At 44.4% G+C, this 15,346-nt stretch carries 13 protein-coding genes, 1 rRNA gene and 1 riboswitch; all 14 genes read left to right on the top strand.

Annotated elements, in window-relative coordinates; all coding sequences use genetic code 11:
* Nucleotides 1–14 precede the first annotated feature (14 nt).
* Entirely contained in the window at nucleotides 15–977 is a 963-nt protein-coding gene (locus BLR88_RS13685; RefSeq protein ID WP_057899990.1) for an LCP family protein, read from the top strand.
* Nucleotides 978–1,015: 38 nt separating this feature from the next.
* On the top strand, nucleotides 1,016–1,627 hold the full coding sequence (locus BLR88_RS13680) for a DedA family protein (RefSeq protein WP_057899989.1): 612 nt from the start codon (nucleotides 1,016–1,018) through the stop codon (nucleotides 1,625–1,627).
* A 125-nt stretch (nucleotides 1,628–1,752) separates the two neighbouring features.
* A riboswitch (cobalamin riboswitch) is annotated at nucleotides 1,753–1,972 on the top strand.
* A 186-nt stretch (nucleotides 1,973–2,158) separates the two neighbouring features.
* Nucleotides 2,159–4,378: a ribonucleoside-diphosphate reductase subunit alpha gene (locus BLR88_RS13675; protein WP_254778322.1), complete on the top strand. Its 2,220-nt coding sequence runs from the start codon at nucleotides 2,159–2,161 to the stop codon at nucleotides 4,376–4,378.
* A gap of 23 nt (nucleotides 4,379–4,401) precedes the next feature.
* Nucleotides 4,402–5,430, top strand: a complete 1,029-nt coding sequence (locus BLR88_RS13670; RefSeq protein WP_091260924.1) for a ribonucleotide-diphosphate reductase subunit beta — start codon at nucleotides 4,402–4,404, stop codon at nucleotides 5,428–5,430.
* 249 nt (nucleotides 5,431–5,679) lie between these two features.
* Entirely contained in the window at nucleotides 5,680–5,874 is a 195-nt protein-coding gene (locus BLR88_RS13665) for a hypothetical protein (RefSeq protein WP_057899987.1), read from the top strand.
* A gap of 2 nt (nucleotides 5,875–5,876) precedes the next feature.
* A complete protein-coding gene (locus tag BLR88_RS13660) occupies nucleotides 5,877–6,464 on the top strand; it encodes a GNAT family N-acetyltransferase (protein ID WP_057899986.1) in 588 nt (195 codons plus the stop codon).
* A 162-nt stretch (nucleotides 6,465–6,626) separates the two neighbouring features.
* Nucleotides 6,627–7,430 (top strand): flagellar motor protein, encoded by an 804-nt coding sequence (locus BLR88_RS13655; protein ID WP_057899985.1) that lies wholly within the window; start codon nucleotides 6,627–6,629, stop codon nucleotides 7,428–7,430.
* Entirely contained in the window at nucleotides 7,405–8,175 is a 771-nt protein-coding gene (locus tag BLR88_RS13650; RefSeq protein WP_057899984.1) for an OmpA family protein, read from the top strand. Before BLR88_RS13655 ends, BLR88_RS13650 begins: the two co-directional genes overlap by 26 nt.
* Nucleotides 8,176–8,409: 234 nt before the next feature.
* On the top strand, nucleotides 8,410–9,429 hold the full coding sequence (locus BLR88_RS13645; RefSeq protein ID WP_057899983.1) for a cytochrome d ubiquinol oxidase subunit II: 1,020 nt from the start codon (nucleotides 8,410–8,412) through the stop codon (nucleotides 9,427–9,429).
* 154 nt (nucleotides 9,430–9,583) lie between these two features.
* Nucleotides 9,584–11,368, top strand: coding sequence for an N-acetylmuramoyl-L-alanine amidase family protein (locus tag BLR88_RS13640; protein ID WP_175493631.1), 1,785 nt, complete (start codon nucleotides 9,584–9,586; stop codon nucleotides 11,366–11,368).
* A 240-nt stretch (nucleotides 11,369–11,608) separates the two neighbouring features.
* Nucleotides 11,609–11,992 (top strand): holo-ACP synthase, encoded by a 384-nt coding sequence (gene acpS / locus BLR88_RS13635; protein ID WP_057899981.1) that lies wholly within the window; start codon nucleotides 11,609–11,611, stop codon nucleotides 11,990–11,992.
* A gap of 63 nt (nucleotides 11,993–12,055) precedes the next feature.
* A complete protein-coding gene (locus tag BLR88_RS13630; protein WP_091260911.1) occupies nucleotides 12,056–13,624 on the top strand; it encodes an NAD(P)H-hydrate dehydratase in 1,569 nt (522 codons plus the stop codon).
* 46 nt (nucleotides 13,625–13,670) lie between these two features.
* Nucleotides 13,671–14,687 carry a DUF4367 domain-containing protein gene (locus tag BLR88_RS13625; protein ID WP_057900439.1) on the top strand — a complete coding sequence of 339 codons (1,017 nt, stop codon included), beginning with the start codon at nucleotides 13,671–13,673 and terminating at the stop codon, nucleotides 14,685–14,687.
* Between the two features lie 422 nt (nucleotides 14,688–15,109).
* Nucleotides 15,110–15,346: ribosomal RNA gene (locus BLR88_RS13620) — 16S ribosomal RNA — on the top strand; the annotation flags it as partial.

The raw sequence follows: 15,346 nt of genomic DNA, 5'->3' as shown, positions 1-15,346 counted from the left end.
GTTTTGTTAATTCCATGAGAACGTTAAAAACCATTCTAAGAATGACGTTTGTTTTTTTGTTATTATTCGGAATCGGGTTAGGTGCGTATTACGCCTATTCTTTTTATTCTTTCACGACGAAAATTCAGAAACCGGGCACCGCGACATCGCTTCCGGAATGGACGGGAAAAGAACGTGTCAATATTTTATTGTTGGGTGTGGACAAGCGTGATTATGAGGAGTCTACGCGTTCAGATTCAATTATGGTAGTAAGCATCGACCCGGTAACTCAAAAAGCGCATCTATTTTCTATTTTGCGCGATTCATGGGTAGAAATTCCGGGTCATAGAAAAAACCGGATTAATGCTGCATATGAACTTGGCGGCCCGGAATTGATGGCTGAGACGGTGGAGAATTTAACCGGGCTTCCGATTCAATATTATGTAGTGACCGATTTTAAAGGGTTTGAAAAAGTAGTGGATGCGCTTGGCGGCGTTGATTTGTATGTTGAAAAAGACATGGAATACTATTTGTATGAAAATAATGGGTACTATGATATTCTGCTGAAAAAAGGCTATCAGCACCTGGATGGTCGTAAAGCGCTGCAATATGTGCGTTTCCGCCACGACAAAATGGGCGACTTCAGCCGGACAGAGCGGCAGCGTAAATTCTTGAAAGCTTTGGCTGAAAAGGCGAAAAGTGGAACGAGTATCTGGAAAGTGCCGCGTGTGCTGGAGGCTATTTCTCCTTATGTAACGACTAATATGGGTTCCACCGATATGTTGCGTCTGGCAAACCTGGCCTATAAAATCGATCTGGAGAATCTACAGACGGAACAAATTCCGCCTTCTACGATTTTGCGGGAAAAAACGATTGGTGGGGCACAGGTAATCGATCCACGTGCAGAGCGGACAAAAGAATACATTCGTGAACTTCTGGAAAATCCGGTGGATGGCCAAGCTGAGGTAAACAAAGAGGTCAAGGGTTCTATAAACTGATTTTGTGTATAGGATAGTTGATAAAGGGGGACGGACTTATGGGAAAAATGCTTGAAACGATTGGATCCTGGATTACCGCCATTATCGACTATCTGGGGTATATGGGTGTGTTTCTCGGCATGCTTCTAGAAAGCGCCTGTATTCCGATTCCGAGCGAGCTAATTATGCCGTTCGCCGGTTTTTTGGCTTCTCAAGGCAAGATGGACCTGGTTTTTGCGATTGCGGCGGGAAGCTTTGGAGGCACGATCGGTTGCGTTGTCGCATATATCATCGGGCATCGTTATGGACATTTGTTGGAGGGGCCGCTTAGGTTCATCTTCCCGCTGCATGAAGTACGACGTGCGCAGCGCTGGTTGGCCCGGCATGGAGATAGTGTTGGGTTCTTTACTCGCTTGCTTCCGGCTATCCGTACGTTTATCTCCTTGCCTATGGGAATGGCACGTGCGCCATTTTTGCGTTTTATTGTCTATAGTTTTCTTGGCACGACGATGTGGTGTACGGCCCTTGCCTATGTAGGCTGGATTCTAGGTGAGAATTGGGCGGAGATTAAAACGTATTTACATTACGGGGACGCGTTTGTTTTGGCCGCGTGCGCGGTGCTTGTCATTTATTACTTGTGGAAAAGAAAAAAGCGAAGTCGTTTTGTATGAAGGAAGGCTCCTGGTTTTTGCCGGGAGCCGCTTTAAGTTAAGGAATGTTCTGCTTTCTTCTGAAATGCCCAAAAGGTTCCTTTATTAACCACAATATATTATGTTATAATCTCCTTATAAAACTAAATATAGGTAAGCTTTATGGTGTGTTTGCATGATTTTTTATCTTACTAAGAGATCAGGTAAACACTTAAAAGGGAAGACCGGTGAAAGTCCGGCGCGGTCCCGCCACTGTGAACGGGGAGCAACTCTTGGATTCACCACTGTTTCATAAGACTGAAATGGGAAGGTATAGAGAAGCGATGATCCGTAAGCCAGGAGACCTGCCATAAAGAAAGCACCGTTGGAACCACGAGGATGGGGAGGTGTAATCAGTCATGAGGGCGTTTGCCCTTTCTTAGGCGCGTTAAGCTTAGGCACAGGTATGCCTTTTTTCATTGCCTATTACAAGCATCCTTATACCCAACGGGAGAGGATGCTTTTTTTATTACCGCAAAGGAGATGGAAGAATTGCAAACATTTGTTTTTGATATGGATAAACAGGTTCCTTCACTCATCAGCGATATCTTGAGTGATTTTCCCCAATTAGATGCGGATGCGCTTATTCGGGGTACGTTCGCGAAAGGGAAACACAAAGAACTAACGGAACAAGAACTGGCGAAAATCGTTTCCATGTCAGCCGCGGAGCTGATCTCTAAAGAGGAGCCGGAATGGACCTATGTTGCAGCTAGAGCATATATCATTGCGCTGTATCACGAAGTGGCCCGAAGCCGTGCATACCCATTCAGACTTTCTCGTCCCTATGGTTCTTTTCTCGACCTGTTGGAGCAGTTAGTGGAAAAGGGCATTTATCAAAAGGAGATGCTAACGGCCTACCGCTTAGAAGACATTATGGAACTGGAACAAGAGATCGATCCCGAAAAGGATAAGCTATTTACTTATTTGGGGATTGTTACTCTTGCCGAGCGGTATTTGGCCAGGGATTACACCGGCAACCTGTTTGAACTGCCCCAGGAGCGATTTATGATCATTGCTATGCACCTCATGATGCAAGAACCCAGAGAAAAAAGATTGGCGCTGGTGAAAGAAGCCTACTGGGCACTGAGTCATCAGTATATGACGGTGGCAACGCCGACTATGGCGAATGCGGGAAAAGCAAGGGGGGGCCAGCTTTCCAGCTGCTTTGTGGACACGGTTGATGACTCGTTGCAAGGCATCTACGATTCCAACACCGATATTGCCCGGCTGTCCAAAATGGGAGGCGGCATCGGCGTATATATGGGAAAAGTGCGGGCTCGTGGCTCTTCCATTCGCGGCTATGAAAACAAATCGAGCGGGGTTATTCCTTGGATTCGCCAACTGAACAACACGGCGGTAAGCGTCGACCAGCTTGGAACAAGAAACGGCAGCGTTGCTGTTTATCTCGATGTATGGCACAAAGATATTCTGGCTTTTTTAGATTTGAAAATGAACAACGGTGATGAGCGCTTGCGGGCGCATGACATCTTCACGGGTGTGTGTATCCCTGATCTTTTCATGGAAGCGGTAGAAAACAGAGAGGAATTTTATTTATTTGATCCGCATGAAGTTCGCAATGTAATGGGCTTTTCTCTGGAGGATTTCTATGATGAGGAGCCGGGGCAAGGCAGCTTTCGCGAACGTTACGAAGCGTGCGTCCGTAATGCCAGCTTGAGCCGTGTGACGGTACCGGCTATAGAAATCATGAAGCGGATCATGATCTCGCAGTTGGAAACGGGAACTCCGTTTATGTTCTACCGGGATACTGTTAACCGCGCGAACCCGAATAAACATGCGGGAATGATTTACTCCAGCAATTTGTGTACGGAAATTCTAGAGAACATGTCTCCTACAACGGTGTGCGAAGAAGTGTTACAGGACGGAGAGATTGTGATTCGGAAAATACCGGGCGATTTTGTTGTCTGCAATCTTTCCAGCATTAATCTGGGGCGTGCGGTACCCGCAAACGTATTGGAACGATTAATTCCCATTCAGGTGCGCATGCTGGACAACGTGATTGACGTAAATCAGATTGATGTTCTACAGGCCCACTATACTAACAAAAAGTATCGAGGCATTGGGCTTGGAGCTTTTGGATTACATCATCTGCTCGCCGTCAATAAAATCAGATGGGAAAGTGAAGAGGCGGTTAGATTCAACGATCGGTTGTTTGAACGAATCAATTATTTAGTCATTCGCGCTTCACTGGAATTAGCGAAAGAAAAAGGAGCCTATCCGCTCTTTTCAGGCAGCGAGTGGGAAAATGGAGAATATTTTGTCCGCAGACGTTATGATTCTCCCGAGTGGAAAGAACTCGCGAAAGAAGTAGCCGTATGCGGCATTCGAAACGGATATCTGATGGCCATTGCACCAACCGGCTCAACGTCGCTGATTGCTGGCTCCACCGCTTCTGTTGATCCAGTGTTCGAGCCGGTCGCTTATGAAGAGAAGACCACATACAAAATTGCCAATCCAGCTCCCGATTTGTCTTCTCGCACACTGTGGTACTACAAGGGAGCGTATCATCTGGATCAGCACTGGTCGATCAAACAGGCTGCCGCCCGCCAGCGTCATCTCGATCAGGGACAAAGTATCAATTTATATGTCCGTCCTGACATCCATGCCAGGGATTTACTACGGTTGCATATGGAGGCCTGGAAACAGGGATTGAAGACAACCTACTACATCCGCAGCCGTGCGATTGAGATTCATCAGTGCGAAGCCTGCACATAATAGCAGAAAGGGGAACGGAAATGCTGCAGCAACAGAAAGTTTTTGAGACAAACGCTCCAAACAAGTCAAACAAAATCATTAATGGCAAGTGTTCTGGGGTATTAAACTGGGATGATATCCGACACCCGGCCATGTATAAGCTGTACAAGGTGTTAATTTCCAACCACTGGATTCCGTCCGAGATTCCGATGAACAAGGACAAGCAGCAGTTTTCGGAATTGACACCGATCGAGCAGGACGCTTTTAAGAAAATTATCGGGCTTCTGGCTGTTTTGGATAGCATGCAGACCAATTTTGTGACCGATGTTGGGCAATACTTTACAGATTCCTCTCTGGTGGCAATTGCCGCTATTATTAACCAGCAGGAAGTGATTCACAATCAATCGTATTCTTATGTGCTCTCCAGCCTGGTTGATTACCAGACTCAAAAAGACGTATTTGAATACTGGAAACATGACGAGGTGTTGCTGGAGCGAAATCTTTTCATTGCAGACATGTACCAGCGTTTTCGGGATCAAAAAAGTCCTCAGACTTTCTTCGAGGGGCTTGTCGCTGACATGATTCTGGAAGGAGTTTTCTTCTACAGCGGGTTTGCTTTTTTCTACAATCTGGCTCGTCACCAGAAGATGCTGGGAACCAGTCAGATGATTAGCTACATTCAGCGGGACGAGGCTCAGCATACGTTCTTTTTCGGAGAAGTGTTTCAGCTTCTATTGAACGATTATCCTGAGTTAAATACAGAGAAAAACCGCGCCTTTGTGTATCACAAAATGCACCAAGCGGTTGAATTGGAAATGAAATGGGCTCGTCATGTTCTGACAGGAGTCGAAGGTATTGATTTTGAAGAATTTGACCGTTATATCCGGTTTATTGTAAATAAGCGATTGTCCATGATGGGGCTTGAGAAAGCGTATGAGGGAGTGGATAATTGCATGCCGTGGATCCGGCCGTTCTCAGATGAAGCCCTGAACCAAACAAAAACGGATTTTTTCGAGGGAAAATCCCGCACTTATGCCAAGGTAACGAAAGAGAACGGTTTTGATGAGTTGTAAAGATGGTTAAATCCCTGAGTTTTAGAACCAATCTCCTTTATTTTTGAAGTTTTATTGCTCCTTTGCTTTTCTTTGATTAGCTAGGAAGGGAAAGTCTGGTGTCACGGAAAGTACTTGACCCTAGACTTTTCCCTATCAAGTCGCAGAAAAACTTGTTCTGCAAACAATTTTGACCAAATAATAGAGCGGCATTAGTAAACAGAAAATTGAAAATGTTAAGGATGAAAAGGGGACAGGGAGGGAAAGATTATGCATTTACAATTTAGTGAAGGAATGCGAGTAGAACGGTTTGACGGGATGCAAGGACAGGTGCTTGCGGTTTACGAACTTTTTCTCATTGTGTTGTGGGAGGATCAGCAAATCGGTGAATATCATCTTGTGGATGATTTGCCGCCGTATTACTTGTATCCCATTGATAATTATAAAGATGAAAGTTGGGAATAAGTATGCGTAACGATTATGAGGGGATTACATTTATTTCAGTATTTTCAGCACAGCAACTGATTTATCCGTTTCATTCAGGTTTGGCTTGTTTCCGTGAGCCGGGTGAGCAATGTTCATATTTGCGGGGAGTGCTGGAAGAGACAGCTATGCAAATTTCCGCAGCTGTCCATCATAACCAGATTGTTGGATATGCCACACTTTTGCCCCCTGATTCGGAGGAGCGCTGGAAAGCGCTCCCTTATATTAGAATGATGGGGGCTTTAGAGGTGGCTCCCTCGTACCGCCGTCAAAAAATTGCTCGTCGTATTTTACAGCGTTTATTTGCTGATGCCAGAGATATTGAAAATCAGATTGTACTTGCTCTTGAATATTATTGGCATTGGGATTTAAAAAATAGCGGTGTTGATGTGTATGAATATAAAAGAATGCTAAAACGCTTGCTTGCGTCAGCGGGCATGGAAGAAGTCTATACGGACGATCCTGATATTCAGGCGCATGCTGCTAATTTTGCTATGGCGCGTATTGGACGTAATATTTTAGCTGAACAAATGCAGGAATTTTTTTATCTCGCGAATCCTCGCGTATGGTAGAAGTATCGCTGTCAAAACCCCGGATATCGATAGGTAAAAAATCTCTTTTTTACTTTAGTCCTATCTTGCTCAAATAGTCTTGATTTTGTCTCATTTGTGCCGATACATATATAAGAACATTGTAATGAAAAGAGAACTATCGAGAGAAATAGGGGATGTCAAATGGATTTAGCCTCAATTATCGGAATTCTTGTAGCTTTAGCCGCTGCGGCGTTCGGTTTTTTCTATGATGGAGGAAATCTGAATCTCCTCTGGAGCGCGTCTTCATTTGTACTGGTTCTTGGTGGAACCATGGGAGCGGTCATTCTTTCGCTGCCTACGAGCGAATTGAAAAAAGTGCCCAAGCTCTTTAAGAAACTGTTTACTGAACAGAAATTGGATTATATGGGCCTGATTAACCAAATGGAGCAATTGGCAGGGAAGGCACGTCGTGAAGGATTGCTTTCGCTTGAGCAGGAGATAGAAAAGATCGATAATCCTTTTATTGTAAGAGGATTACGTAGTGCGGTTGACGGGGTCGATCAATCGATCATAGGAGAAATGCTGGAGTATGATATTTCTGCTATGGAAACTCGCCATCAGCACGGCGCCAAAATTTTTGAGAACGCGGGCGGTTATTGCCCCACCATCGGGATTTTGGGAACCGTTATGCATATGGTAGTGATTATGACACATTTGAATGAACCAGAGTCATTGGGGCCATCCATTAGCGCTGCTTTTCTTGCCACGCTTTATGGGGTGGCGTTTGCAAACTTATTCTTCTTTCCCTTTGCCGAGAAGTTGAAGGCAAAGTCAAAAGATGAAGTGCTTTATTTGACAATCGCCCTTGAAGGTATCATTGGTGTGCAGCAAGGAATGAACCCGGTTGCGTTACGTGAGAAGCTGCTTGTCTTCCTTTCTGAAGCGCATCGGAATACAAAGGCGGGCGGTGAAGAAGCACATGTTCAGAAAGAGGCAGAAGCATGATAGTCATGTTAATTTAGAGCGTTGGCTGATATCCTATGCTGACTTTATCACTTTATTGTTTATTGTTTTTCTTATTCTTTTTTCTATGAGCGCGGTTGACGCGAAGAAATTCCAGGCTTTGCGGGAATCATTTAGCCAGATAACAGGATCGGGTGCTTCACTTGTAATGCCGGCGCCCGGCTCAGCTGCGCTTTCTTCGGCAAACATAAATACAGGGAAGGAAAAGAAAAAGAACGAAGTTCCATCCGAACAAGAACGGTTTGAACAAATTAAAGAAAAAATGGAGCAATATACGCAGGCCAAAGGCTTGGATAAAAACGTGAAAATTAACATAGACCAGAACGGGATTAACGTAACGATTACTGGAACCGTTTTGTTCGCGATTGGCGATGCTACGCTGCAACCGGAAGCGAAGAAGGTTATTAAGGATATGTTTAATTTTATTAATTCTATCGACAATCCGTTGCGGATTGAGGGGCATACGGATAATGTTCCGATTCATAACGCACGATATCCTTCTAACTGGGAGCTTTCTGCCGCTCGCGCTATGAATCTAGTTCGTTATCTTGCGGAGGAATATAAGATTAAACCAGAGCGTCTTTCAGGCGCAGGTTACGGTGAATATCACCCGGTAGCTCCGAATGATACGCCGGAAAACCGAGCTAAAAACCGCCGAGTGGAAATTATGATTTTAAGTTCAAAAGCGGCGGCCGCGGACGCGCAAAAACCACAAAGCAAGCCATAAAGCAGGTGTTTTCTTGGGACGCCTGCTTTTTTTCTGCCCTGACTGATGCCATTTGGTGGCATAATATATCAAGAACTGCCGTTTTTACCACGCTTAAAGTGATGTTCCTGCTATAATTGTGATTGGAGAATAGATGGTATAAAAAAAGGTGGTAAGGTTTTCCATTGCTCGAGAAAAGTATGATACGGCTAAAGTTCAAAAAGCGAGGCACTAGAATAGGGAGGGAGAAACGGTATGTCGTATGAAGCCATTGGGATTTCAGTACTGTGGACGTTTTTATACGGATATTTAATTGTTGCCTCCATTGATTTTGGTGCCGGCTTCTTCTTTTTTTACGGAAAGTGGAAAAAGAAAGATCATATTATAAATGGTATTATTGCCCGTTATCTTTCCCCTGTCTGGGGGATAGCGAATGTTTTTCTTGTTTTCTTTTTTGCCGGACTCATCGGTTTCTTCCCAGATGCTGCAACCTATTATGGCGCAGTATTTTTGGTACCAGGGAGCGTTGCGCTTATGTTATTGGTTGTACGCGGATTTTTCTATGCGCTTGCCCATTTTGGTGCGCGGGAAAATCTAAGTTATTTATTCATTTACGGAATTACAGGCCTGTTAATTCCCGCATCTTTATCTACCGTTTTTACGATTTCAGAAGGGGGATTCATTACGGAGCAACCAGAAGGATATATGGCATTTACGCCGGGCTTGCTGTTTACCAGTCCTTATTCATGGGCGGTAGTTCTTCTGGCAATTGTTAGTGTGTTGTTTATTAGCACTAGTTTTCTTACGTATTACGCTAATAAGGTCGGGAACACTGAAGCAATGGAATTGTTGCGTCGTTTCGCACTCTTTTGGAGCGGTCCGACCCTTCTGGCAAGCGTAATTGTATTTATAACACTACGTGCTCACAATGCTTGGCATTTTGGTCAAATGATTGACGTCAGCTGGATGTTTATTGCTTCTTTGCTTTTTTTTGTAATTGCTGTCTATTTTATCGCCCAGCGTCAGGCGCTGGGGACAGCGTTTATTATGGTTATGTTGCAGTTTGGATTCGCATTTTTTGGTTATGGAGTATCCCATATGCCTTATCTGCTGTACCCATATTTGATGATTCGTGCCAGCGTTACCAGCTCACAGTTGGGACTTTTGCTTGTGGTTGCGTTCATCATAAGTCTTTGTCTTTTAATTCCAGTCTTATACTTTTTAATGCGCTTTTTTCTCTTTAATGGAAATCATCCAAAAAGGAAATTGAAGTAAGTTTTATCTTAGAAACATGCGGCCTTTTTGTATGGGAAAATTGTTCAATCTTAGAGAAAGAAGTAGTACAATGAGAGAAAATGCTTCCAATAAATATGTTTATTTGTCGAAACGAGAGTAGAAGTGTAAAACTATGGAGAAAGAGAGGATATGGATGAAAAAAGCGTGGCGGAGGATAGGGATATTTCTTTTTCTTTTGCTAGGCGTATGGTCTGCTACCGTTCAGGCTGCTTCTAATGCCTCGATTCAATTGTGGATGAATGGCAAACGGATAAAACCGGATGTTCCTCCCCAATTGATAAACGGCCGTATGCTTGTACCGATTTATATTGTGCAGGAAGGCATGGGAATGAAAGTTGAATGGGACGCGAAAACACGCCGGGTGACCGTATCAAATGGCAGCAAAAAAGTGGAGTTAACGATTCATTCCAAAACGGCACGTGTGAATAGTTCAAATAAAAAACTTGATGTAGCTCCGGTTATTATTAGCAATCGGACGTTTCTTCCTTTCCGGGCTGTAGGAGAATTGTTGGGGATGGAAGTCGGCTGGGAAGAAAAGACGAAAAGCGTTATTTTGAACAATCCTGTACAGCTTCGCATAAATGGACAAGCTGTCGCTGCCGATATATACAATCATAACGGTACATATTTTGTCGATGCGCAAAAAATTGCTGCATCTACCGGATATACTATAAAGTCGCAAAAAGATAAGGTTGTGTTTATAAAAGACGGGGAAGCAAAAACAGTGTCTGCGGGTTTATACAAAAAAATTGATAACAAAATTACAGTGCCGTTATCCTTTCTTGCAGAACTTGTTCATGGCACGGGCAGCTGGAACGCGAGTAAGACTATCTATACTCTAACGTCTCAGGCGGAGCGCCCGGCATCGGAGGAGCAGCCCAAGAAGCCGGAAGCAAAGCCGGAAGCACCAGCTAAAATAAAGGTAACGGGGATTAGCCAATCTGGAAATGTATTAGAAATTAAAACAATTGGAAAGCCCCGAGCAAAAGATCAAGTCATGAAAGCACCGTTTCGTATTGTAATCGATGTGCAGAACGCGCAGTTAGCGATTGCGTCACCGCTTCCGCTTAACGGAGAGGCGAATTCCGCAATAAAAGAAGTACGGTATAGTCAGTTTTCTCCAGATACAGTTCGCGTAGTGATGGAATTGGTCGGTTCGGCGAAGTATGACTTGGTTTCGAATCAGGATGGCATTCAAGTAAGGTTGAAAGATGTACAGTATCCGCAGCCTCCGGTACCTGTCCCCCCAGCAACGCAATCACCGGATGTTCCGGCTGTTATTGAACCATCTAATGGTGGCGAAGGTTCTGTGACAAGTCCGTCCGAAGACAATGTTAATACACCGACTTCTGTACCACCAGTGGCTCGGTTGTCCTCTAAAGAAAAGGTGAAGATTGTTGTTGATGCGGGCCATGGCGGTACCGACTCGGGAGCGGGAGGTAACGGCCTAAAGGAGAAAGATTTGACGCTAGGAATAGCGCAACGTTTGGCTAACAAATTGCGGGCAGATTCCAAGTTTCAGGTTATTATGACGCGCGAGGGAGATACGTATCCCACCTTGGCAGAACGTGTAGAATTGGCAAACAAGGAAAATGCTGATCTGTTCATTTCTGTTCATATCAATTCGGCCACTTCGGCGAGCGCCAAAGGAACCGAAACGTATTATTACACCGAGAAGAGCAAAGAATACGCCCAAACAATACACAAGTACTTTGTAGAAGCTACCGGGTTTTATGATCGAAAAGTAAAAACAGCAAAGTTCTATGTTATCAAAAATACAAAAATGCCAGCTGTTTTAGTTGAAGTCGGATTTATTACCAACCCGACGGAAGCGAAGGAAATGGCAAAAGACGAATTTCAACAACGCGTGGCGGATGCATTGTACACCGCTCTCCGCGAATATGTAGAACAACATTAGTTTTTACAAGCAGCCAGTCCAGTGAAGGACTGGCTGCAATTTTTTTAATGTGCAAGAAACAGAGATATTGATGATCAATAATACGCCTTTGCTTCCTTTACGTCTTTTGCCTTTCTGCCCGTCACCGAAGCGTAAAAAAGCGAAGCAGTGGTTGTGGCTTCAGTTATGAGCATGGCGTAGATGATGTGTTCTTGCTGGCAATCACTTATAATGATAAAAAACGAGGGGAAGGAAGAACGCATGATTATCGGTATGGGCATTGATATTGTAGAACTTGACCGCATTAGAAAAATTCTTGCAAGGCAAGAAAAAAGCTTTCTGAATCGGATTTTCACGGAACGGGAGATTGGGTATATACCGGAAGCGAAAGCAAGAAGAGCTGAATTTGTGGCAGGGCGCTATGCGGCAAAAGAAGCGATTGCCAAAGCACTGGGCACGGGCATTGGTAAACGTTTTTCGTTTCGAGATGCAGAAATTATCCCCGAAAATGGGGGAAGACCGATTGTTGTAATAAGAAGTAGTTTCCTTCATGACATTACTGGATACAGCGAATGCTGTTGCCATTTATCGATTTCGCATAGTGAGCAATACGCAGTTGCCCAGTGCATTTTAGAGAAGCGGTAGACTTGTCTGCATATCGGCGGATGGCCGGACATACATATATAACGCGGGTTAGGAGGGAATGATATGTACGTGGTGAGCGCACAGCAGATGCGTGAGATTGACCGGTTCACCATTGAGCAAATCGGTATTCCAAGCCTCGTTCTCATGGAAAACGCAGGGGTTGCAGTCGTCAGGGAAGTGGAAAAACGGTGGCCTTACGGCAACATCGTTATTCTTGCAGGGCCCGGAAATAACGGTGGGGATGGATTGGTTGTTGCACGTCATTTGATGAACCGAGGGCGCGATGTTTCGGTTTGGTTATTCGGAGAAGAGAACAAGCGAAGCGAAGATTGCAGACGTCAAGTGGACATGTTGCTGAACTGTGGTTATACCATACGCGAATGGCGGGAAGGACAAAATGAAGCACTAAAGGCAGATATGCGTGAAGCGCGCGTCATTATTGATGCCTTGTTAGGAACAGGCACACGAGGAGAGTTACGTCCTCCTTATCCTCTTGTAATTGAACAACTTCAGCAATGTGAGAGTAAAGTAGTGGCGGTTGATATTCCAACAGGGGTAGACAGCGATACAGGGAAAACGTTGCAACATGCGGTTCAAGCCGATCTCACGGTAACATTCGCTTTTCCGAAGTGGGGACATTTTTTGTATCCGGGCGCAGCTTATGTTGGTGAATTGGTAGTAGCTGATATCTCTATACCTTCACGGGCGACGAGTGAATTTGTGTTGAAAGATCAACTGCTTACGGCTGAAGGAATGCAGAAGAAATTGCCCCAGCGTCCGCGCTTTTCACACAAAGGAACGTATGGTCATGCGTTGATAATTGCAGGTTCAAAAGAGATGACAGGAGCACCTGTACTTTCTGCGGCTGCCGGGCTTAGGACGGGCTGCGGTTTATTAACGTTGGCGATCCCGGAACCGGCGTTGCCAATCGTGGCCGGTAAAATTAACGAGCCTGTCTTCTGGGAATGGCCGGCTGAATCAGGACACTTTGCGTGCGGGAGTTATGCTTTTTTAAAGCAGCGTGTTTCTTCATTTGACGTTGTGGCTATCGGTCCAGGTCTAGGTAAATGGACAGGAGGGAATCAGTGGCTTAGCGAAATTATTCGCATGGTTGATGTGCCGCTTATTTTGGATGCTGACGCTTTGAATTTACTTTCCGAAGACCTTTCCATCCTTCGCGCTAAGAAAAGTCCGGTTATTTTGACGCCTCATCCGGGAGAAATGGGCAGATTATGCGGATGCAAAACGGCAGATGTTGAAAAAGACAGGGTCGGTTATGCGCGTGAATTTGCCCAAAAGTACCAGGTTTACGTGGTACTAAAAGGAACATACACTTTAATCGCCACTCCTGATGGTAGGATTTTTGTAAACCCGACGGGAAGCGCTGCACTTGCCAAAGGCGGTAGCGGAGATGTTTTGACAGGAATGCTGGCGGGAATGCTGGCACAAACCGAAGATATAGAATCGGGCATTCAGTTGGCTGTGTTTATCCATGGACTGGCTGGCGAAATTTGTGGTGCAAAGTCGATGTACGCCACATTGGCGGGCGATATTATCGACGCGATCGGGCCGGCGCTTCAAAAACTGTCGTTTGCAGGCGACTCATTTCGTACAGATTTCCCAGGAAATTGACATGGGATCCCTCCTTTGTCGAAAAAAAGGCGAAGGAGTTGAAAACTTGAAACGCGTTTTTTCATTGTTTGTTTTATTATCGCTGTTATGTCTGGCTCTGGTCGGTTGCGGTTCGAAGTCATCCGAAGATGTAGCAGGGGATTTAGCGAAACAAGTGGAAAAGATGTCAGGGTATAAATCTAGAGCATCTCTTTTACTGCAAACCGGCAAGACTCCTCAGGAATATGAAGTGGAAGTATGGTATAAAAAGCCAAACTTTTATCGGATTGCTTTAACGTCGAAGCAGCGGAACATTACGCAGATTATTTTGCGGAATGAGGAAGGAGTCTTTGTTTTAACTCCACATTTGAACAAAAGTTTTCGTTTTCAAAGCGAGTGGCCTGAAAAGCATGGACAGGTTTATTTGTATGAGTCGTTGGCGAAAAGCATTGTAAATGACACAGCAAGAAAGTTTCAAGGTGAAGGAGAAAACTACACTTTTGAAGTAAAAGCCGATTACCAAAATCGTTCGCTTACAACCCAAAAAATTGTTTTAAATAAATCTTTGGAGCCTGTACGCGTTGACGTAATGGACAGCAATATGAACTCAATGATAACAGTACAATATAGTTCTTTTGAGTTAAATCCGAAATTTGATAAAGATGCTTTTGACAAAGAACGTAACATGCAGGCGGCAATTTTGGATTCAGTGCCGGTTGTAGCAGATGCTACTGCCAGAAAGCATGAGAGTAGCTTTGGGCTTATTGAGCCGATGTATCTTCCTAAGGGCGTATCGTTAAAAGGAATAACAAGAGTAAAAGATGAAGATGGCTACCAAATTGTTTTAAGGTATCAAGGAACGTATTCTTTCAATATTATGGAAAATAAATCTCAGGCAACGACTGCAAGCTTTGTGACAGGAGATCCTATAGACCTGGGCTACACCATCGGGATAATGACTGGTGATGCTAAGAAAACGTTACGCTGGGATCATGATGGAGTAGAATATACATTGTCTGGAGAAATGCCGCAAGAAGAAATGATTGAGGTTGCAAAATCCATGTTTAATCAGGTTGGGAAATAAGGGTGGTAAGCCGCCCTTTTTCTTTTAAAAAAGTAAAAAATAATAAAAGGTGTTGACATACAGAAAGACCCTGTGATAGATTATTTCTTGTCGCTGTAACGAGGCAAAAAACTTGCTTTCAAAGTTTGCTTTGTTATAATGAACCTTTTCATAACAACACAACAAGAAATCAACATAAAAGCAGCAAAAAAAGTTGTTGACAAAAATCTTAGGTTATAATAAGATAAAAAAGTCGCCGCTAAAAAGAGGCGAAATAAAAGAAGTTCCTTGAAAACTGAACAGTGACACTCGTTTGTGTGCGAGGTAAATATCCCGTGAAAGTGAAGGTCAGCTTCAAAGTTGATTTCAGGCACTTTTATGGGGCCCGAAAAACATTCTTTCTTTATGAGCTAGCTTACGAGCTTGCGTATCAATCTTCAACTTTTTTGGAGAGTTTGATCCTGGCTCAGGACGAACGCTGGCGGCGTGCCTAATACATGCAAGTCGAGCGAACCGATGGAGTGCTTGCATTCCTGAGGTTAGCGGCGGACGGGTGAGTAACACGTAGGCAACCTGCCTGTACGACCGGGATAACTCCGGGAAACCGGAGCTAATACCGGATAGGATGCCGAACCGCATGGTTCGGCATGGAAAGGCCTTTGAGCCGCGTACAGATGGGC

The organism is Aneurinibacillus thermoaerophilus, assembly GCF_900099925.1.
Classification (GTDB): domain Bacteria; phylum Bacillota; class Bacilli; order Aneurinibacillales; family Aneurinibacillaceae; genus Aneurinibacillus; species Aneurinibacillus thermoaerophilus.
The sequence above is the reverse complement of the archived record's forward strand: the minus strand, read 5'-3'. Positions and strand labels throughout refer to the sequence as shown.